The sequence below is a fragment of the Glutamicibacter sp. BSL13 genome (assembly GCF_052928425.1).
The window spans coordinates 1-19780 of the sequence record NZ_JAVGCZ010000048.1 but is presented as its reverse complement, the minus strand read 5'-3'; the positions used below and the strand labels follow the sequence as shown (position 1 = coordinate 19780).

The 19780-nt window shown below is 63.2% G+C and carries 19 protein-coding genes and 3 tRNA genes; 11 read left to right on the top strand and 11 right to left on the bottom strand.

Going from position 1 to position 19780, the window contains the following annotated elements; genetic code table 11:
• From RCJ92_RS09900 to RCJ92_RS09890, 3 genes are all read left to right on the top strand, one after another.
• A partial coding sequence (locus RCJ92_RS09900; protein WP_446754462.1) for a hypothetical protein occupies nucleotides 1–235 on the top strand: 235 nt, incomplete at its 5' end.
• Nucleotides 236–348: 113 nt separating this feature from the next.
• Nucleotides 349–1014, top strand: a complete 666-nt coding sequence (locus RCJ92_RS09895) for a hypothetical protein (protein WP_446754461.1) — start codon at nucleotides 349–351, stop codon at nucleotides 1012–1014.
• A gap of 917 nt (nucleotides 1015–1931) precedes the next feature.
• A complete protein-coding gene (locus RCJ92_RS09890; protein WP_446754460.1) occupies nucleotides 1932–2126 on the top strand; it encodes a CsbD family protein in 195 nt (64 codons plus the stop codon).
• Nucleotides 2127–2185: 59 nt separating this feature from the next.
• Here the strand turns inward: RCJ92_RS09890 and RCJ92_RS09885 are convergent, their stop codons facing one another.
• The 6 genes from RCJ92_RS09885 to RCJ92_RS09860 form a co-directional block, all read right to left on the bottom strand.
• Entirely contained in the window at nucleotides 2186–2602 is a 417-nt protein-coding gene (locus RCJ92_RS09885) for a type II toxin-antitoxin system death-on-curing family toxin (RefSeq protein WP_446754459.1), read from the bottom strand.
• Nucleotides 2566–3132, bottom strand: a complete 567-nt coding sequence (locus RCJ92_RS09880) for a Panacea domain-containing protein (RefSeq protein WP_446754458.1) — start codon at nucleotides 3130–3132, stop codon at nucleotides 2566–2568. The genes RCJ92_RS09885 and RCJ92_RS09880 overlap by 37 nt, the downstream gene beginning before the upstream one ends.
• Nucleotides 3133–3301: 169 nt before the next feature.
• The gene (locus tag RCJ92_RS09875) at nucleotides 3302–3598 is read right to left on the bottom strand and encodes a hypothetical protein (RefSeq protein ID WP_446754457.1); all 297 of its coding nucleotides are present in this window, start codon (nucleotides 3596–3598) and stop codon (nucleotides 3302–3304) included.
• A gap of 35 nt (nucleotides 3599–3633) precedes the next feature.
• Nucleotides 3634–4740 (bottom strand): tyrosine-type recombinase/integrase, encoded by a 1107-nt coding sequence (locus RCJ92_RS09870; protein WP_446754456.1) that lies wholly within the window; start codon nucleotides 4738–4740, stop codon nucleotides 3634–3636.
• Between the two features lie 86 nt (nucleotides 4741–4826).
• Nucleotides 4827–4918, bottom strand: a tRNA-Ser gene (locus tag RCJ92_RS09865).
• Between the two features lie 64 nt (nucleotides 4919–4982).
• Entirely contained in the window at nucleotides 4983–7079 is a 2097-nt protein-coding gene (locus tag RCJ92_RS09860; RefSeq protein WP_446754455.1) for a prolyl oligopeptidase family serine peptidase, read from the bottom strand.
• Nucleotides 7080–7118: 39 nt separating this feature from the next.
• Between RCJ92_RS09860 and RCJ92_RS09855 the strand changes: the two genes are divergently transcribed.
• Nucleotides 7119–9173, top strand: a complete 2055-nt coding sequence (locus tag RCJ92_RS09855) for an FAD/NAD(P)-binding protein (RefSeq protein WP_446754454.1) — start codon at nucleotides 7119–7121, stop codon at nucleotides 9171–9173.
• A gap of 115 nt (nucleotides 9174–9288) precedes the next feature.
• Here the strand turns inward: RCJ92_RS09855 and RCJ92_RS09850 are convergent.
• Nucleotides 9289–9376: transfer RNA gene (locus RCJ92_RS09850), tRNA-Ser, on the bottom strand.
• 62 nt (nucleotides 9377–9438) lie between these two features.
• Between RCJ92_RS09850 and RCJ92_RS09845 the strand changes: the two genes are divergently transcribed.
• The 6 genes from RCJ92_RS09845 to RCJ92_RS09820 all read left to right on the top strand — a co-directional run bounded on the left by RCJ92_RS09845 (nucleotide 9439) and on the right by RCJ92_RS09820 (nucleotide 15039).
• The gene (locus RCJ92_RS09845) at nucleotides 9439–10419 is read left to right on the top strand and encodes an NAD(P)H-quinone oxidoreductase (protein WP_343833404.1); all 981 of its coding nucleotides are present in this window, start codon (nucleotides 9439–9441) and stop codon (nucleotides 10417–10419) included.
• A gap of 120 nt (nucleotides 10420–10539) precedes the next feature.
• Entirely contained in the window at nucleotides 10540–12777 is a 2238-nt protein-coding gene (locus RCJ92_RS09840) for a carbon starvation CstA family protein (RefSeq protein ID WP_446754453.1), read from the top strand.
• Between the two features lie 11 nt (nucleotides 12778–12788).
• On the top strand, nucleotides 12789–12977 hold the full coding sequence (locus RCJ92_RS09835; protein ID WP_054821094.1) for a CstA-like transporter-associated (seleno)protein: 189 nt from the start codon (nucleotides 12789–12791) through the stop codon (nucleotides 12975–12977).
• 145 nt (nucleotides 12978–13122) lie between these two features.
• Nucleotides 13123–13575 carry a hypothetical protein gene (locus RCJ92_RS09830; RefSeq protein ID WP_138925618.1) on the top strand — a complete coding sequence of 151 codons (453 nt, stop codon included), beginning with the start codon at nucleotides 13123–13125 and terminating at the stop codon, nucleotides 13573–13575.
• A gap of 48 nt (nucleotides 13576–13623) precedes the next feature.
• The gene (locus RCJ92_RS09825) at nucleotides 13624–14466 is read left to right on the top strand and encodes an aldo/keto reductase (RefSeq protein WP_446754452.1); all 843 of its coding nucleotides are present in this window, start codon (nucleotides 13624–13626) and stop codon (nucleotides 14464–14466) included.
• Between the two features lie 96 nt (nucleotides 14467–14562).
• On the top strand, nucleotides 14563–15039 hold the full coding sequence (locus RCJ92_RS09820) for a GyrI-like domain-containing protein (protein WP_446754451.1): 477 nt from the start codon (nucleotides 14563–14565) through the stop codon (nucleotides 15037–15039).
• 131 nt (nucleotides 15040–15170) lie between these two features.
• On the opposite strand, the gene RCJ92_RS09815 is transcribed toward RCJ92_RS09820, so the two are convergent.
• The 4 genes from RCJ92_RS09815 to tmk form a co-directional block, all read right to left on the bottom strand.
• Nucleotides 15171–15242 (bottom strand) — tRNA-Thr (locus RCJ92_RS09815).
• 78 nt (nucleotides 15243–15320) lie between these two features.
• Nucleotides 15321–16832, bottom strand: a complete 1512-nt coding sequence (locus RCJ92_RS09810; protein WP_446754450.1) for an alpha/beta hydrolase — start codon at nucleotides 16830–16832, stop codon at nucleotides 15321–15323.
• Between the two features lie 41 nt (nucleotides 16833–16873).
• The gene (locus tag RCJ92_RS09805; protein WP_446754449.1) at nucleotides 16874–18022 is read right to left on the bottom strand and encodes a DNA polymerase III subunit delta'; all 1149 of its coding nucleotides are present in this window, start codon (nucleotides 18020–18022) and stop codon (nucleotides 16874–16876) included.
• Complete coding sequence (tmk, locus tag RCJ92_RS09800) at nucleotides 18022–18675, bottom strand: dTMP kinase (protein WP_446754448.1); 654 nt, start codon at nucleotides 18673–18675, stop codon at nucleotides 18022–18024. The genes RCJ92_RS09805 and tmk overlap by 1 nt, the downstream gene beginning before the upstream one ends.
• A 135-nt stretch (nucleotides 18676–18810) precedes the next feature.
• Between tmk and RCJ92_RS09795 the strand changes: the two genes are divergently transcribed.
• Nucleotides 18811–19780 (top strand): trans-sulfuration enzyme family protein (locus tag RCJ92_RS09795; RefSeq protein ID WP_446754447.1); only part of this gene is annotated, 970 nt, incomplete at its 3' end.

Genomic DNA, 19780 nt, shown 5'->3' with positions numbered 1-19780 from the left:
AACAGTGGAACCCGGCACCCACACCAGTGACCATGGTGGCAGCAGCGACCCCGAAACCAGGGAAAGCCGCCGACTCTGGGAAAAACCGGAAATCAGCGGCCCTCAACGCCACGATGAAACCGCTGGGCTAGGAGTGCTCCAATTGTTTTCCCCCTGCACCTCACTCTTTGATATATATGAGCAGCCGCTAGCAATCCAGCTGGTAGCCCTGGTTGACATCCAGCCCGAGGGGTGATTATCGTTATCGACTTGATATCAATCCGTTCGAGTTTCCTAAGATTCCGTTGCTATGGTTGAGTTTCATCAAACCGGCACACGAAATGTGTTGGAAAACGAATCGGAGGATAAGTGAGAACCAATCTCAAGCGAGTTCTTGCTCTTGCTGTCGCGTCAATTCTCGCGACAGCTACATTCACTTCACCGGCTTTGGCCTCTACGTCTCTGGCTGATGAAAGCGGCAAAATTTCCATAGAGGATCTTCGTACGAACTTACCTAAGGGAGAGCGCGTAAAGTTTGACAAACTCTCGTTAAGTCAGCAGGAAGCCGTACTATCTGCGGCGCTTGATCCGGAATCAATGTTTAATGCCGGGCGAGGCAAATGGAAATCAGTCAAAGAAGAGACTGTTGGCGGGGCCGAAGAATCCGTCAGCGAGCCTTCAGTTTCGATCGCACAGCCAGCGGCGACGGTTAGGCGGAAAACTGACACTCATAAGAAAACCTGGTCGATGCTTGGTATCAAGTATGCTTCACTTGAGGCACGTATGACGTACCGGTATAACGGGTCAAAGGTAACGTCAATCGACAGTTGCGGAGGGTTTTATACAAATATCGTACCGCTGAGATCTGTTCAGTCTATACCAACATCTTACCGGGAGAGCAAGAATACGAAGGCTGTCTGCGAGATCACATGGCACATCTCTAAAAGTGGTGGAATTCAGAACGGAAAGTCTGTCCAGGGGTTGAGGGTGAGTGGAAAGGGTAAGCGTATTGCGTACTGGGATTACGATGCTTGAGCTTGATGTTTTTGAAATGACGTTCATTGCTGCCTGGCTTTTAGCCGTCACTCTAAGCGTCTGGGTGGTGCTCGGAAATCGGTCATTAAAGAATGTTGTAGTCTTGGTGGTTGCCATTGTGGTTCCAGTCATTGGCACTGCTATTGGGCTTGTGGCCTTTGCGTGCGAAGTCGCACGCCGGTCAAGGAGCCGTCGGATCTCTCCCTAGTTTTCCGCGTGTTCAACCTAGGCTTGTGCTATTGACGATGGCAGAGAATTTTCAGCAAGACTCAAAAGTCTCTTAAGGAATTCAATAGCGCTGTGGTCCTGTGCTATTGGGTCATTGCTGAGGGCTGGCCGCAGGAGACCGCGGCGACGAATCCGCTGCAGGATGCCGTCACGAACCTCGGCCAGCCCGACTAAACAAGAACCGCCCCGTTCACCACCCCGCTCGCAGGGTGGTGAACGGGGCGATCTTTTTTGCCTCGACTACTAGCCAACCGGACAGTGGCCGTTGAATAATGAACACTCTCGATAGCACTGTGCAGCCAATGTTGTTTCGAGGACGCCTATTTGGGGGCTCCAGGGACGCGTAGATCTTGGGGGACTCTACGCGCCCCTAGCTACCTCGACGGGCAATGACCCTTGGGAGTCTGCCATTGACCGCCACCAGCGAACTGGCCTCCGAATACTCTAGGATGCACCGCTTCACCGGGCAAGGGGTAAGCGGGTTTTTGTTCTTCTATTACACACTAGTCAGCCGTCGGTGGACGCTCCCTAAGTATCGTTGACGGGCGCAACCGGGTAGCAGTATGGTTGGGTCACTCCGGTACTTCCGGAATATGCAACCTCCATTGCAAGGTGGTGCCGCGAAAGTGCGAGCAAGACCTCGCGGCACCACCGGAGGACTGATTGTTGGTCGAACGAAAGGAACGCCTATGGGCCTGGGAGACAAGATCAAGAACAAGGCACAAGAAGTATCCGGCAAGGTCAAGGAGAGCGTTGGCGACGCCACCGACAACGAGAAGCTGCAGGCCGAAGGCGTGAAGGATCAGGCTGCCGCATCGGCGAAGCAGGCTGGCGAGAGCGTCAAGGACGCAGCTAAGGACGTCAAGAACGACTTGACCAACTAGAACAGAACCGCCCCACCCTCTACGTGAGGGTGGGGCGGTTTCCTGCGTTTGCGAGATAATCAAACCAAGTTCAGAGCGAGCCATGCGATGTAAGCCTCTAGGCTTATCTCTCGATTGATCAAGGATAGAAGAGTTCTGCCTGCTTCCTCGTTTGGCACCTGGCGAATCTCGAACCCTTTTGCAGACATGTAGGACATGCCAGCAATCCAGCTAGTTCGCTTGTTTCCTTCAGCAAAACCGTGAGCAGTTGCCAATCCGTGGATCAGTGCCCCAGTTTGCTCAGGAACCGTCGGGTAGAGAACGTTGCCCGCAAATGTGTGCAACGGTCGACCTAGGGCTCCCAGGATCTTGCCCTTGTCAATTACGGCATGTGGCTCGTAATCGCGAAGAACGATCTTATTAATCTTGACCACCGTCTCAAAAGAAAGACAGTGAGAGCTCAACGGGTTACAAGCCAATCCAGCGTATCGGCCCACTTGCTGATCTGGCTGTTGATAATGGTCTCCGGGACATCAACACACGGGGCAATGCCCGTGGCAGGAGCAACGGGCACGTCAGAGCCCCGTAGTGACTGCAGGACGTAGGTGGACTTCATAGTTTCCTCACGTAATGAGTTCTTGCTCGGTGCGGTCTCCGGAAGGTTTCCCCTCGCTTCAAGCCATGGGCGTTCAGCATGGGTACGTTCTATCAATTGTTCTTTAGTCATTGACCCATAGAAGCTCAAAACTGAATCGACTACGGCCTTCTGCCTGGGCGACAACGCTTCTACATTCGCGTCCGGGATACGGGTTGAGAAAGGATGTTTTTCATATTTGTTAACCCGGTGTAGTTCAGAGCAAGCCGGCCCATCTTTCCAAGCCTGGAATCCCTCATCAAAGATCGGGTCACCATCCCAAGCTAATGACCACGCCTTAGCGTAGTAGGTCAACTTCTGGAGTACCCAAGCATCAACCCATTGATTTTTCCGGTCGTAAATGTACTGGGCCACATCAATAATTTTTGCCACGGTTACCCCCTTCGGTTGTCAGTACGTGCGCTTACCCACAAGTCCTGTGGATAACATGTTGACAATTCAATCTTATATGTGCACAGAACCGAATAACAGAGCCTAGCCCTATCCGTTACGTCACTGTTAGCTGGGAATGCACACCCGTATGACAAGTCACCATGTACCATTAGGCCGCCTGCTCGGCATACTCGCGCACCCCCCAAACGTCCAATTGTGGATTCTCGATCAGATCCCAAGTGACCATTTCCGAACGCGGGTTATTTCCGAGCCGCACCTGCACCCGCCATACGGCGTAGTCGATTCTGGATCCGCTGTTCTTGCGCGCACTATACTCCGGGTCTTTCCACCACTGGATACGTTCGAACCACCGTTGGGGCTGGACTGCTACCTGCCAGACTCGGCCTTGACGACGGATCTTCCAAGGTTCGCCGGCGGAAGTGAAGAGGATTTCGACTGACTCCATGCCTGCCAAGCTATCGATGCAGGCCGACAGAATGGTTACCCAAACGCGCTGTCAGCGATGGACGCTCCCCGAGCGTGAGCATCCTCAAGCAGATGGCTATAGCGGTCCACCGTGGTTTTCACTGACTCGTGGCCCATGCGCCGCGAAAGTTCGTACATGTCCATGCCGGCGGCCAGCATCATGGATGCGTGAGTGTGGCGGAGGTCGTGGGGCCGCGGTCGCGCAGCAGGCGCGACACCCATGGCGCCCCAGGCGGTGCCCCACACCTTGTGGTAGGCCGAGGAGCGGATCTGACGACCGTACACCGTCTTGAATACCATCTCGTCCGGTGCCCGGTTCGCTAGGATCGGACGGAGCATCGCGTCCGCTTGGGCGGGTAGGGACACGGTGCGGCGCGCCTTTGGGGTCTTGGGCGGGCCAAGGTAAAACCGGTGGTTCCCGTCCTCCTTCCACGCCCGGCGCACACGTACCGTGGAGGTGGCGCCGACGAGTTGAAAGTCTTCCCTCTGCAGGGCGGTGACTTCACCGAACCGTAGGCCCGTGTACAGCATCATCCGGGTCACGGGCCGGTAGTGTTCGTGCATGGCCTCGATCAGCTGGTCGAACTGCGGCATGGTGAGGATCCGCATCGGCTCCTCAGGGCGCGTCTCTTTCGGCAGCCGCACCCCGGCGACCGGGTTGTCCTTCATATAACCGAGCCGGATCCCGGTATCGAAGGCCGCCGAGAGCAGGCCCCGCTGATTGGCGATGGACTTCACCGACAATCCTTTGGCTTGCATCTGCCGGGTCCAGGCCACGATGTGCTCAGAGTTGACGCGCCGCACCTTCAGCTCTCCGAGGTCACCGCCGAAGTGCAGTGGTACCGCGGACCGGTAGCGTTTCAGTTGGTAGGGTCCGACGTTGATCAGGTTGTCGATGTGCCGGGTCAGCAGTTCGGTGACGGTGGGGCCGGTTTCGATTTGGTTTTCGATTGCGTCTACGGCTTTGCCGGTGTCGCCGCCGGCGGCTTCGATGACGTGTTTCCATCGGAGGGCGTCTTTTTCGGTGTCGAACGATTGCGATTCTCGGTCGCCGTTGGATACCCATCGGACGCGGTATCGTTCTGCTCCGGCTGGGGTTTGGTATTTGTCGAGGCTTGCCATGCGTTCAGTATGTATCAGCGCCATGACCATTTGGCTCTTCCCCATGACCACGCAAAGAAAAACCCCCTAGCTGACTAGGGGGTTTTTGGCGGACACGGGGGGATTTGAACCCCCGGTCGAGTTTAACCCCGACCCTTCATTAGCAGTGAAGTCCATTCGGCCGCTCTGGCACGTGTCCATCCGCTGTTTCCAGCAAAATAAAGCTTATCGAAATTGCTGGCTGGAAACAAAACGGCCGCACGCTACTGTATTGCACGCCATAGGAACTCGTAGCTGGTGGCCAACATGCGGGCGGTAGACGCATTGTCGGTGGAACCGGCATGACCTCCGTCTTCCGGCTCGTGGTAACGCGTGGAGGAGATCCCCTTCTCCAGCATGCGAGCTGCCATCTTGCGTGCCTGTACGGGGCCAACCCGGTCATCGGTCGTCGTCGTCCAGATCAGGGACTTCGGATAGTCTTGCGCCGGATGCGGCTGATCATCCAGCCGGTGCAGCGGTGAGAAGGTACGCACGTATTCCCATTGTTCCGGAATCTCCGGGTCTCCGTACTCGGCGATCCAGGAGTGGCCGGCCGAAAGCCGGGTGTAGCGCTTCATGTCCAGCAGGGGAACACCGCAGGAGATGGCGCCGAAGAGCTGGGGGTACCCGGTGATCATATTGCCCATGAGCAATCCGCCATTGGAACGCCCGGTTGCGGCAAGGTGCGAACGGCTGGTGACCTTTCGTGCCACCAAGTCCTCGGCAATGGCCGCAAAGTCTTCATACGCGCGGTGACGGTTCTGCTGCAAGGCCGCACGGTGCCACTTCGGGCCGTACTCGCCCCCGCCACGGATGTTGGTCAACACGTACACGGCGCGGCGTCCCTGCGCAGTGCGGCGATTCAACCATGCGGTGCCCAGGGACGGGCTGTAGCCCGGGGTGAGGCTGACCTGGAACCCTCCATAGCCGTCCATCAGTACCGGGTTCTTTCCGTCCAGCACCAACTGCTCATCAGCGACCTGGAAATACGGCACCCGGGTGCCGTCCGCGGATACCGCGAAATGCTGGGTCACGCTCAATCCGGCGGAATCAAAGCGCTCCGGTGAGCGCTTGATGACCTCGGCCTGCTCGCCAACTCGTCCGCGCAGCAAGGTGGTGGGCTGGGTGAAACCGGTGACGGTCATCCAGTAGTCCTCACCGGCCTGCTCATCCTCGTCATCCACGGCGCTGACCGACACGGAGAGGAAGTCACCCTGAACCGGCAGGGTACTGCTCGCAAACCCGGAATCCAGGTCGACAACCTGTACTTCGCTGGCCACATCCCGCAGGAGCGTGATCAGCAGGTGGCCTGCGGTGAAGGAGAAGGACTCAAGCGAGGTGTGCTCATCCGGGGTGAAGACCAGGGTGCCCGGATCGCCGGAATCAAGGAAGCTGGACAGTTCGGTGATGGCCAATGCTCCGGCCGGTACGACCGTGCCCTGCTGGTTCCAGTCGGTCTGTGGCGCAAAAAGCACCCATTGGCGGTGCAACAGGACCCGAACATCGGTGGGAACCTTGATGATCTGGTGGGTGTCATCCCAAATCACCCCGGTCACCGAGTTGTAGAAGTCGATGGCGTCGGTGGTGACAATGCGTTCAAAACCCGGTGTCGAATCGAAATGTGCCCAGCCGCCCACGTGTTCCACGTCGACTTCGAAAATGGTCTCGGCCGCCGCCAGCTGCTGTCCGCGCTTCAACCGGCGTGTGCAGCGGGCGTAGGTGGAACGGGTCGTATCCTGTTCGTTGGTCGCGCTGGCCACCAAGATGGTGTCCTCATCCACCCAGGAGACCGAGGTCTTGGCCACCGGCAGCTCAAATCCGTCCGGCACGAACTCCAAGGATGCCAGGTCGAATTCCCGGATCATCACCTGGTCCCCGCCATCGGGGCTCATCCGGATCAGGGCGCGTCGGTACGGCTCGCCCGCCCCGGGGCGCAGCAGCTGTGCGCCGGCGAAATGCCAGTCCTGTTCCTGATTCCGCGCGTAGTCGTCAAAGTCGATCAGCACCTGCCATCGAGGGTTGGAGCTGCGGTAGGACTGCCAGTCGGTGCGCCGCCATACGCCCAAGCGGTGATCGGCGTCCCGCCAGAAGTTGTAGTAGTACTCGCCCCGCTTGGTGACCATGGGGATCTTGTCGGTGGCGTCCAGTACCTGCTGGATCCGTTGCGCGGTGGCCTCGAAGTTGGCGTCATAGAGCTCGCCTTCGGTGACGGCGTTCTGTTTCCGGACCCATTCAAGGGCCTTCTCGTCATGGATTCCCTCAAGCCAGTCAAGGGATTCGGTGTGATCAACGGGCGGTTGCTGGGTTGCGCTTCGGTCCATGTGCCCCAGTCTAGGCCGGAAACAGAATAATCTTGGAGGGTGAGTACCCAACGAGATGACACCAAAGCAACGTTCGCAGTAGCCATTATTGGCGCCGGCCCCCGCGGCACCAGCACGGTCGAGCGCCTTGCCAGCATGGTGGCCAACACCGGCCGGCTGGCTGTGCAACTGCGTGTCATTGTGCTTGACGCCTACCGGCCAGGCTCTGGACATGTGTGGGACTCAAGCCAGTCACCCAATTTCTGGATGAATACGCCCGCTTCCTTTCCCACTGTCGCCCCTGACCGGCAGGACAGCGAACCGGGACTCAGCTTTGCCCAGTTCGTGCAGCGCCACGGGGACGGTGCCAACCTGAGCCAGGGGCAGCAAGCCGAACTGCAGAACACCTCATCGGGGACCTACCCCACCCGCGCCCTGTACGGCCGGTATCTTGAGCATGTCTACGACCGGTGCGCGGCGGTACTCACCGGGCACCCGGATGTTGACTACGAATTCATCCGCGGTGAAGTGGTGGCGGTGGATCCCCGCGAGGCCACCTACCGGGTGAGCTATGAAACCCCCGGGAGCGACCAGCGGCACGAGTTGCGGGCCGATGCAGTGGTGCTGGCCCTGGGGCACCAGGCAGCGGACCTGAACCCGCAGCAGAAGGTGCTGGCAGAGCAGGCCCAACAGGCCGGGGCCACCTATATTGGCCCGAGCATCCCGCTGGATGTGGACTACTCGAAGTTCTCCGCCGGCAAGCCCGCACTGCTGCGTGGGATGGGTCTGAACTTCTTCGACGCCATGGCCGAACTGACGGTCGGCCGCGGAGGGCAGTTCCGTGAGGTTTCCCAGGTACCCGGCGAGCGCTTTGACTACCTGCCCTCCGGGAAGGAGCCGGTACTGGTTGCCGCTTCCCGGCGCGGCACCCCCTACTGGGGCAAACCCTTGACGGATCGGTTCATCCCCGAGGACATCACGCTGCATTACCTGCAGGCCGAGGAGCTGATGCAGCAGGTGGCCGAAGCCCGGGGAAACAACCCCGAGGCCACTTTGGTGTTCAGCCGGGACATCTGGCCGCTGCTGCATCGGGACATCCTCTGGGCCTATTACAGTCAGTGTGCACGGGAGCACGAGACGCAGCTGCCCATCCCGGCCGAGCAGTTCCTCTCCCATGTGGCCGAAATCCTGGACGCCGAACACCACGAGGGCACCCAGGTGTGGTTGGCTGCGCTGCGTGACTTCATCACCGGCTTCCCCATGATCCAGTGGCTGGATGTGCCGGGGCTCGCCCACCCCTTTGAGGAGATCGGCTTCCCCTCGCACGAGCACTACCAGCAGGCGGTGCGCCAGTACCTGCGGCATAACGCGCACTGCAGTGCGCGCGGCATGCAGGACCCGCTCTCCTGGGCGGTGCTGACCATGAACGCCGGACGGATGGTCGTCAAGGACCTGATCGCCCAGGGCCTGATAGACCAGCAGTCGAAGATCGAGGAAATCCAGGGACGCTTCGAACCGCTGGTGGAGGGAATGGCCTCCGGTCCTCCGTTGGAACGCATCGAACAGCTGTTGGCGCTTTCCCGTGCTGGACTCGTGTCCTTCGCTGGACCAGAACCGCGGTTTGAATTCGATGCGCTCGCCGGGGAATTCACCGTCTCATCCCCCTGGGTGGACAGCGAGGGGTACACCGCCCGGCTGTTGTGCGAATCGATGATGCCAGCCAACCGCGTGTTGCAGAACAACACCCGGCTAATGCGACAGCTGCTGGGGGACCGGGTGGCCCGGGCCTTCCGCTGGCAGAACGCGGATGGGGAACTGATCCCGGGGTCCGGCTTCGACGTGGTCGGTGAGCCCTACCGGCTGGTGGCCGGTGACGGCACCGTGCACCGCGGCATCTTCGTGCTGGGGCTGCAGCTGTCCTCCGTGCAGTGGGGGACCGCGATTGCCGCGCAGTCCGGGGATGTGGAAGACCCGGCGGCGCGCACGCTGGGAGATGCGCACCTGGTGGTCAACGAGCTGGCACGCCTGAGCGGGCTGGGGATCTCCCACCTGTCACTGCGGCGCTCGCAGCAGGGCGCCGAAGTCGGCGTAGGTGCCGGCCCGGACTACGACTAGCACCCGATCCCGGTCTTGTGCCGCCGGCGGCGCTGCCCCGCCCGGCCCGGGCGTGGGAACACAAAAACCCCTTGCCATTCCATGTAAGAAGGAAGGCAAGGGGTTTTTCCCTGTGCGGATGGTAAGAGATTCGAACTCTTGGTACGGGGTTACCGCACACTGGTTTTCAAGACCAGCTCCTTCGGCCGCTCGGACAACCATCCAACCGGAACGAGTATACGCTATCGGCAAGACCTGAAAGGAATCGTTGACTATGTCCCACACCATGCAGGCCTACATTTACTCACAGCCCGGGGGACCGGAAGTTCTGGAGAAAGTCGAACGCCGCAAACCGGTGCCGGGGGCCGGGGAAGTGCTGATCAAGGTCGCCGCCTTTGGCCTGAATCGTGCCGATGTGCAGCAGCGGATCGGGGTCTACCCGCCGCCCCCAGGCGCCAGCGACATCCCGGGCCTGGAGGTGGCCGGCACCATCGAGGCGCTGGGCCCCGACGTGGAACGCTGGGCCACCGGAGACCGGGTCGCCGCGCTGCTGGCCTCCGGAGGCTACGCCGAATACGTCACCGCACCGGCCGAGGTGCTTTTCCCGGTTCCCCAGGACATGGACCTGAGCCAGGCCGCCGGGCTGCCGGAGGTCGCCTCGACCGTGGTCTCGAACATCTTCGACCAGGGTGAACTGCGCTCCGGGCAGACCATTCTGATCCACGGCGGCGCCGGCGGCATCGGCTCCATGGCGATCCAGCTGGCCAAGGCGGCGGGGGCACGGGTGCTGGTCACCGCCTCCAGCGCCCAAAAACTGGCCTACTGCACCGAACTGGGTGCGGATGCGGGAATCAACTACGCCACCGAGGATGTGCTCACCCGGGTCAAGGAACTGACCGAGGACACCGGGGTGGATCTCATCCTGGACGTAGTGGGCGCGAAGTACCTGGCCATGAACCTCAAGGCGCTCGCCGTGGGCGGACGGCTGGTGATCATTGGGCTGCAGGGTGGGCGCAAGGCCGAAGCCGACCTGGGGCTGATGCTCTCCAAGCGGCTGCGCATCATTGCCACCACGCTGCGTTCCCGACCGCTGGAGGAGAAGGCCGGGATCGTGCACCGCACCGTCCAGCGACTCACCCCACTGCTGCAGGACCGGTCACTGGAACTGAATGTGGAGCGCAGCTTTGGTTTTGACGAGCTGGCCGCCGCCCACGAGTACTTCGACTCCGGAGAGCACAAGGGAAAGATTGTCGTAACGCTGCACTAGGCCAGCGGCCCGGTGGGAGTAGTGTGGATTTGTTTACATCTGGGTGACCCGCTTCATAGCATGGGGTCACCCAGATCACGGGGCACATCATCACCGCACCCTCTCGAAAGGTAAGTTGCCATGAGTCGCAGTCATACATTGCCGCCGGCAGCGGTCGATCCGCAAGTGGCCGAGCGCGAGGAGAACCGCTGGACCCCGACGCGGATCATTATCTGGGTGGCGATCGCGCTGCTGGGGGCCGTGGCCTGGTCCGTCCTGGCCTTCTCCCGCGGCGAGACCATCAACGCCATCTGGTTCGTGTTCGCCGCGGTGGCCACCTACCTGATTGCCTACCGCTTCTACGCCAAGTTCATCGAACGCAAGATCGCCAAACCCGATGACCATCGCGCCACCCCGGCCGAATACCTGAACAACGGCCGGGACTTCGTGCCCACCGACCGCCGGGTGCTCTTTGGTCACCACTTTGCCGCGATCGCCGGGGCCGGTCCGCTGGTCGGCCCGGTGCTCGCCGCGCAGATGGGCTACCTGCCCGGAACCATCTGGATCATCGTCGGCGTGGTGCTGGCCGGAGCGGTGCAGGACTACCTGGTGCTGTTCTTCTCCATGCGCCGCGGCGGCCGCTCACTGGGCCAGATGGCCCGCGAGGAACTCGGCGTCATCGGCGGCACCGCCGCCCTGATCGCCACCCTGGCCATCATGATCATCATCGTCGCCATCCTGGCGCTGGTCGTGGTCAACGCGCTGGGTGAATCGGCCTGGGGCGTCTACTCGGTGGGCCTGACCATTCCGATCGCCCTGTTCATGGGCATCTACCTGCGCTTCATCCGCCCGGGCAAGGTGCTGGAAGTGTCCATCATCGGTTTCGTGCTGCTGATGTTCGCCATCATCTCCGGACGCTGGATCGCCGAAACCCCGTGGGGCGCCGAGTTCTTCCACATGGAACGCACCACCATCGCCTGGGCCATCATCATCTACGGCTTCATCGCCGCGATCCTTCCGGTCTGGCTGCTGCTGGCCCCGCGCGACTACCTGTCCACGTTCATGAAAATCGGTGTGATCGCCCTGCTGGCGATCGCGATCATTGTGGTGCGCCCGGAAATCAACGTCCCGGCGGTGTCCGAGTTTGCCTCCCGTTCCGATGGGCCGGTGGTGGCCGGCAGCCTGTTCCCGTTCCTGTTCGTCACCATTGCCTGTGGCGCGCTCTCCGGGTTCCACGCCCTGATCGCCTCGGGCACCACCCCGAAGCTGGTGGAGAAGGAAAAGCAGACCCGCTTCCTGGGCTACGGCGGCATGCTGATGGAATCCTTCGTGGCCATCATGGCCCTGGTCGCCGCAATCTCCATCGACCGCGGCATCTACTTCGCCATGAACGCCTCCTCCGCCGTCACCGGCGGCACCGTGGAAACCGCGGTGGCGTTCGTGAACTCGCTGGGGCTTTCCGGGGTGCATCTGGAGCCCGGAACGCTGACCGACCTGGCCAACCACGTCGGGGAGGAGTCGGTGGTTTCACGCACCGGCGGCGCCCCGACCCTGGCGGTGGGCATTGCCACGATCATGCACCAGTGGTTCGGCGGGACCGCGATGATGGGCTTCTGGTACCACTTCGCGATCATGTTCGAGGCCCTGTTCATCCTCACCGCGGTGGACGCCGGAACCCGTGTGGCCCGCTTCATGCTGCAGGACACCATCGGCAACTTCGTCCCGAAGTTCAAGGACACCTCGTGGCGTCCCGGGGCGTGGCTGTGTACCGCGATCATGGTCGCCGGCTGGGGGTACATCCTGATCCTCGGGGTCACCGACCCGCTGGGCGGGATCAACACATTCTTCCCGCTGTTTGGCATCTCCAACCAGCTGCTGGCGGCGATTGCCCTGGCGATCGTGATGACCATCGTGGCCAAGCGCGGAAACTTCAAGCACCTCTGGGTGGTCGTGCTGCCGCTGGCGTTCACCGTCGTGATCACGTTCGTTGCCAGCTGGCAGAAGATCTTCTCCACCGACGTGAAGGTCGGCTACTTCGCCAACCACAACGCCTACAAGGAAGCGTTGGCCAACGGGGAAACCAGCCTGGGCAGCACCAAGAGCGTGGAGGCCATGGAGGCGGTCGTGCGCAACACCGGCGTGCAGGGCTGGCTCTCGGTGGCGTTCCTGCTGCTTTCGGTCATCGTGATCGTAGCCGCGATCATCGCCACCGTGCGTGCCCGGAACCTCAACGCGGCCGATGACACCGAGGACCCGTACGTGGAATCCAAGATCTATGCACCGCAGGGCATTGTCTCCCTGCCGGCGGAGAAGGAATTGGAGGCGAAGTGGAAGGACTACCACGAGGCCACCGGCACCACCCCCGCCGCGGGGCACTAGGGGAGGGGAACATGGGATTCGTCCAGGGCCTGTCCAAGGCCAAGAAGTTCGTCGACGGGGTGTTGGGCGCCGACAAGTACCAGCACTACCTGGAACACCACCGGCGCCAGCATCCGGGCGAGGAACCGATGAACGAACGGGAGTTCTGGAAGGACTACACCGACTGGCAGGAGCGCAACCCGCAGGGACGCTGCTGCTAGGAACCCGGTCCGGGCACCCTAATCGCAGCGGGCAGTGGCCGTCGCATCTATCAAGGATGCGGCGGCCACTGCCGGTGGTGGGCTGGTCTGCGAATCCCGGTACTCTTAAACCGGTACCAGAGCACAGGAAGGCAACCACTAGCTCATGGCTTTCTTTTCCCGGCTGCGCCAAACCCGCGCCGCCAACCGCGACCTCGGGCAGGGGGTGTGGCGTCGCGCCCACGACCGGTTCAACCGTTCGCTGGACCGGGTGTTCCAGGTGGTGGAGGGAATCGGCAACGACGAGCTGCACAACCAGCTGATGGCCTGCGCCAATGAACTGGCCGACCTGCAGCCGCGGGTGCGCGTGGTGTGCACCCAGGCCCAGAAGCTGACTCCCAGTGAAGAGGAATTCGTGCCCGAACGCACCTTTGACGTGCACCGGGCCCTGACCAAGGCCGCCAATGACCTGGCCACCAGTGCCCAGGTGCTGGCGATGACCCGGCTGCAGGCCGAAGCCGGCAGCGATGTCAGCAACTTCGCGGTGCGCACCCGCGTGCAAATCGTTGTCGAAGGAGTCCAGGCCGCTGAGGCGGCCCTGGAAAAAGTGCGCGACTGACCCGTTTTCCGGTTTCCCCGCACCCGGTGCGCACACTAGATTGGGAACATGAGTAGACAAGTTCCACAAGTCACGTTCCTGGACGGAAATTCCATTGACCAGCTGGGCTTCGGTGTCTGGCAGATTCCCGATGAGCAGGTTGCGCCGGTGCTCGCCGCGGCACTGAAGGCCGGTTACCGGCACATCGACACCGCTGCGATCTACGGCAACGAGGCAGGAGTGGGCCGCGCGATCGCAGAGAGCGGGCTGGAACGCCCGGAGCTGTTCATCACCACCAAGGTCTGGAACTCCGAGCAGGGCTACGACAAGACCCTGACCGCCTTTGATGCCTCGCTGCAGAAGCTGGGCACCGACTACGTGGACCTGTACCTGATCCACTGGCTGCAGCCCAAGCGCCAACTGTACGTGGATACCTGGAAGGCCCTGGTCCAGCTGAAGGAATCGGGCCGGGCCCGCTCCATCGGCGTCGCCAACTTCACCATCGAGGCGCTCGAGGAGCTGCATGAAGCCACCGGTGTCCGCCCGGTGATCAACCAGGTCGAAACCCACCCGTACTTCCCGCAGCATGAACTGCGCGCCTACGAGAAGGAACACGGGATCATCCACGAATCCTGGTCGCCGCTGGGACAGGGCGGCGAGCTGCTCAAGGACCCGGTGCTCGTTGAGATTGCCGAGAAGCACGGGGCCAGTACCGCCCAGGTCGTCATCGCCTGGCACCTGGCCTTGGGCAACGTGGTGATCCCCAAGTCGGTCACCGAATCGCGGATCGTTGAGAACTTCGCGGCGCTGGATGTGAACCTGGACGCCGAGGACCTAGAAAAGATCGCCGGCCTGGACCGCGGGGCCGAAGGGCGGATCGCCTCGGATCCGGCAACCGCCGACTTCGCCTAGAACCCGCGGGGCACGGCGGCTGGCCCTGCCTCTGGTGGGGCCAGCCGCTGCGCTCTAGACTGGCGTTGTCCTTTCGCCGACCCAGATGGAGCGAACATGAGCGCAGAGCAGTTTCCCGAGCCCGTCATCGAGGATCACCCGCTGGTGCATTTGGCGCTGATCCGCAAGACCCTGGGGTTTGACGAGATTAGGGCGTTCTATGACGCCAGTTTTCCCCAATTGTTTGCCGCGTTGCAGGACAGCGGCCGCCGGTTGGTGGGCGCCCCGCTGGGTATTACCTACGGCACCCCCGGCCACCTGATTGACGTGGCCGTGGCGTTGCCGCTGGATGCCCCGCTGGGTTCCGTGCAACCTGTGGTGGGCGCAATCCTGCCGGCCGCCCGTACGGCCACCCTGGTGGTGCAGGGCGACTACGAACAGTTGGCAGCAGCGCACGCCCATCTGCGCCAATGGGTGCTGGAGCAGGGGCTGAACCCCGCCGAGCTGGCCTGGGAGCAGTACCTGACGCAGCCGGAACCGGACGCCGATCCAGCGCAGAACCTCACAAAGATCGGCCTGGTCTTGGCTGGTTGATCCGAACCCGGCATCATCCGGCGTTATCCGTTGCTCCCCGAATCGGCCACCGGCGGCGTCGGCGTAGCCTTGCGGGTACGAAAAACGCCCTTGTCACAATCGCTGGCGATTCTGACAAGGGCGTTTGGCCGAGCCCCCTGCCGGATTTGAACCGGCGACCTGCTCTTTACGAGGGAGCTGCTCTACCCCTGAGCTAAGGAGGCCAAGTGCCACTAGGGCACCAAGTCACTTTATCCGAGTCGCTCTTGGCTCGTCAAAACGCGAGGGCGGCTGGCCGCGTCCTAGCATTTGGTTCCGTCTTCGGGAACCTGTCCATCAATCAGGTACCCGTCCACGGCTTGGGTCACACAGTCATTCGAACGGCCGTAGGCGGTGTGGCCGTGGCCCTCATAGGTCAGCAGCACCCCACCCTGCAGCTGCTTGGCCAGTGATTCCGACCAGTGGTACGGGGTGGCCGGGTCGCCGGTGGTTCCGATCACCAGGATGTCCCCGGCGCCGTCGGCGTGCAGCTCGCCGGGAACCCGGGTCGGCTCGAACGGCCAATCCTCACACCCCAGGGCGCCGTAGGAGAGGTACTTGCCCATAATGGGAGCCTGGCGCTGCAGTTCGCTGGCCTCGGCCTCCATCCGCGCCTCGGCCGCGTCCATCGGGTAGTCCAGGCAGGTCACCGCGCCGAAGGCCTCGGTGGTGTTGCCCGTGTAGTTCCCCTCCTCGTCGCGGCCGGCGGACAGGTCGGCGAAGTACTGGATCTGATCGACGTCGCCCTCCAACGCGTCGGCCATCGCCGAGCTGAGCATCGGCCAGGAGGTTGACTCGTAGAGCGGGATGATGAAGCCGTTGATGAAGTCGATGACCGGTACCTTGCGCCCGTCGCTGGCCACCATGGGCTTGGCCTCAAGCTTCTTGAAGAAGTCCTGCAACTGCTTGTAGGCGTCCTCCGCGGTGCCGGTGAACGGGCAGTCCCCGCTTTCCACGCAGTCTTCCAGCCAGGCCTTGATTTCCTTTTCGAAGCCGACCGCCTGGGCCAGGTCCACCTGGCTGGAGGTGCTCTTTGGATCCATGGCCCCATCCAGCACCATCCGCCCGGCGTGGCCCGGGAACAGGTCGGCGTAGGTGGCGCCGAGGAAGGTGCCGTACGAGAAACCCAGGTAGTCCAGCTGCTCATCACCCAGGGCCTCGCGGATGATGTCCATGTCCTTGGCCGCGCTGGCGGTATCCACGTGGCCCAGCAGCTCACCGGTCTTTTCCAGGCAGGAGTCGGCGTACTTCTTGGACTCGGCGCGGATTTCCTCGCGTTCGGCGGGGACCCAACTGCGCTGGTTCTGCTGGCGCAGTTCGTCCTGTTCGGCGTCGTCCAGGCAGGTGACCGGGGTGCTCTTGCCCACCCCTCGCGGGTCGAAGCCGATGACGTTGTATTCGCGCTGCAGTTCCTTGCTGAACATCAGCGGCACCGAGGACTTGACCAGGTCCAGCCCCGAGCCGCCCGGACCGCCGGGGTTCACCAGCAGGTTCTTTTCGCTGCCCTGGGCAACGCGGCGGTTCAGCGCCAGGTCGATGGAGCCATCCTGCGGGTTCTCATAGTCCAGCGGCACCTTCAGGGTGGCGCATTCGATGACGCTGCCGCACTTTTCCCACTGCAGCTGCTGCTCGTAGTAGCTCTGCAGCCCCTGGGTCACCGGCTCCGGTTCGGCGCGTTGTTCCGTGGGGGCCGAGCAGCCGCTGACCAGCAGTGCGAGCACCGCGCTGAAGGCCGCGGCGGGGAGCCACCGGCGGTGGCGTGGACGTACGGACACGTGTCACTCCTTGGGTTGGTGAGCGCCGCAGCGCTGGAAAACTATCGTCGGACCGGTTGCAGCAGGGTGGACATCAGCGCCTCCAGGGCCAGCAGCGGGGTGACGTTGGCGGCCAGGCGGCGGCGGGTTTCGTTGATCGCGTCGATCTGGGAGAGGGTTTTCTCGCTGGGCTGGGCGGCGGCGTAGGCGCTGATCTCTTTGCGCCGGTGCTCATTGATCAGCTCCACCCGGGTGCCCAGCTGCAGGGTGAGCACGTCACGGAAAAAAGTGGTCAGGTCGATCAGGGTGCGGTCCAAAGAATCGAAGGTGGCGCGGCGGGAGAAGCGCTTGGCGTCCTCCTCCAGCTGCTTGAAGGCCCCCCGCAGGCCCGGCGGGATGGTTTCCTCCTCGCCCAGCCCGTTCGCGTGGCGCAGCGCCGCGGTGCGTTCGGCCAGTGAGGCGCCGGTGATCGCCTCGGCGTGGTCGGTCGCCAGGGACACCACCTGGGCGGCGGCCGCCATCGCCTGGGGCAGGGTGCGCAGGCGCAGCGGCAGGCTGATGACCTCCTCGCGCCGGGAGCGGGCCTGTTCGTCCCGGGCCAGCATCCGGGCCACCCCAATGTGGGATTGGGAGACGCGGGCGGCGAAGTGGGCCTGCTCCTGGCTCAGCCCGTCCCGGCGCACCAGCAGATCGGCGACCTCATCCACGGAGGGGATGGACAGATTCACCGCGCGGCAGCGGGAGCGGATGGTGACCAGCACATCGGCGGGGGAGGGGGCGCACAGGAACCACAGGGTGCGTGCCGGCGGCTCCTCGATGGCCTTGAGCAGCACATTGGTGGTGCGCTCGGTCATCCGGTCCGCGTCCTCAATGATGATGATCCGCCAGCGCCCGGTCCGCGCGCTTTCCTGGGCGCGGGTGATCAGCTGGCGCACGTCCTCGATCTGGTAGGCGACCTTGTGGGTGGAGATGAAGTCCACATCCGGGTGGGTGCCCTCCAGGACCTGCACGCAGGCGGTGCACTGCCCGCAACCGGCCGGTTGGCGCTCGCATTGCAGGGCTGCGGCGAAGGCCCGGGCCGCGGTGGTGCGCCCGGACCCGGGCGGGCCGGTGAACAGCCAGGCGTGGGTGGGCGCGCCCAGTTCAATCTGGCGCTCGAGCACCTGAATGATGCGCTGCTGTCCGGCCAGCTCGGCAAAGACCGGGCGCATCAGAGCATCGCCTGCACTCGGTTCAGGATCTGGCGGTGCAGCTGTTCGGCGCCGGTGGTGGCGTCAAGGACCAGGTAGCGTTCGGGGGCCGCGCCGGCCAGGGCCAGGAAGCCCTGGCGGATGCGTTCGTGGAAGTCATCGGGTTCGGCTTCCAGCCGGTCGGCGTCCTCCACCCCGCCCCCGGCGGTGACCCGCCGGGCCCGGCCGTCGGCCGCGGAGATGTCCAGCAGGATCGTCAGGTCCGGGACCAGCCCGTCGGTGGCGAACCGGTTCACGGCCGCCACCTGCTCGATCCCCAGACCGCGCCCAATGCCCTGATAGGCCAGGGAGGAATCCACGAAGCGGTCGGTGACCACGTGGGCGCCCGAACGCAGGTGCGGCAGGATGAACTGGTTGACGTGGGCGGCGCGGGCCGCGGCGTACATCAGCGCCTCGGTGCGTTCATCGATCTGCCCGTGCCCGTGCTCGAGCACCAGTGAGCGCAGCTTCTCCCCGATGTCGGTGCCGCCCGGTTCCCGGGTGATGACCACCGGGGCGCCGCCGCGGGCCAGGGCCTGGTGCAGCAGGCGCAGCTGGGTGGACTTGCCGGCGCCGTCACCGCCTTCAAAGGCAAGGAACAGGCCACGCGCGGAACTGGGGGATGCGGTACTCACCCGTCTAGCCTAACGAAGATCGGGGCCCGGATTGCCCGGGCTGGCCGCAGAAGTCGTCACGCTCACTGTGCCCGGCGGTGAAACATGCTGCAATGCTGCTGCTTCGCTTCCCGGCCCGGGCGTAATCTTGGCGCTATGAGCCCAACCAAGACCCCGCACACCGACCCCGAACAGTGGAGCGCCCACACCCTGGCGGTGGCCGGCGCCCGGCCCGAGGCCGTGAACAACGCCCCGGTGAACCATCCGGTGACCTTCACCTCCACCTTCCATTCACAGGCGGTGGCCGGCAGCGGGGACCGGGTCTACGCCCGCTTCGCGAACCCCAGCTGGGACGGGTTTGAGCAGCTGCTGGGCCAGCTGGAGCTTGCCACGCTCCCGGCGCTGGTCTACTCCTCCGGGATGGCGGCGATCGCCGCGGCCCTGTCACTGGTTCCGCGCGGGGGCACCCTGGTGCTGCCGCGGCACTCCTACAACGGTTCGCTCTCGCTGCTGGCCCAGATGGAGGCGGCCGGGGACGTGGTAGTGCGCCCGATCGACATCACCGACACCGCCGCGGGCATCGCGGCGCTGCAGGGCGCCGATGCGCTGTGGCTCGAGTCCCCGACCAACCCGATGCTGGAGGTGGCCGAGCTGCCCGTGCTGCTGGCCGCCGCGGCCGAGCACGGTGTGCTCAGCCTGGTGGACAACACGTTCGCCACCCCGCTGCTGCAGCGCCCGCTGGGCCTGGGCGCGGACGTGGTGGTGCATTCGGTGACCAAGTCGCTCTCCGGACATTCCGATGTGGTCCTTGGCGCGGCGGTGACCTCCAACCCGCAGCTGCGGGAGAAGCTGCACGCCTACCGCACCCTGCACGGGGCGATCGCCTCACCCATGGACGTGTTCCTGGCGCTGCGCGGGATGCGCACGCTCTCGGTGCGCCTGGAACGGGCCCAGTCCAACGCCCAGTTCCTGGCCGAACAGCTAGAGACCCACCCGGCGGTCGGCGCCGTGCGCTACCCCGGCCTGCCCGGGGATCCGGGCCATGGACGGGCCCGGGAGCAAATGGACGGGTTCGGGTCGATCATTGCCCTGGAGGTCGGTGCCGATGCCCAGAGCGCCGACCGGG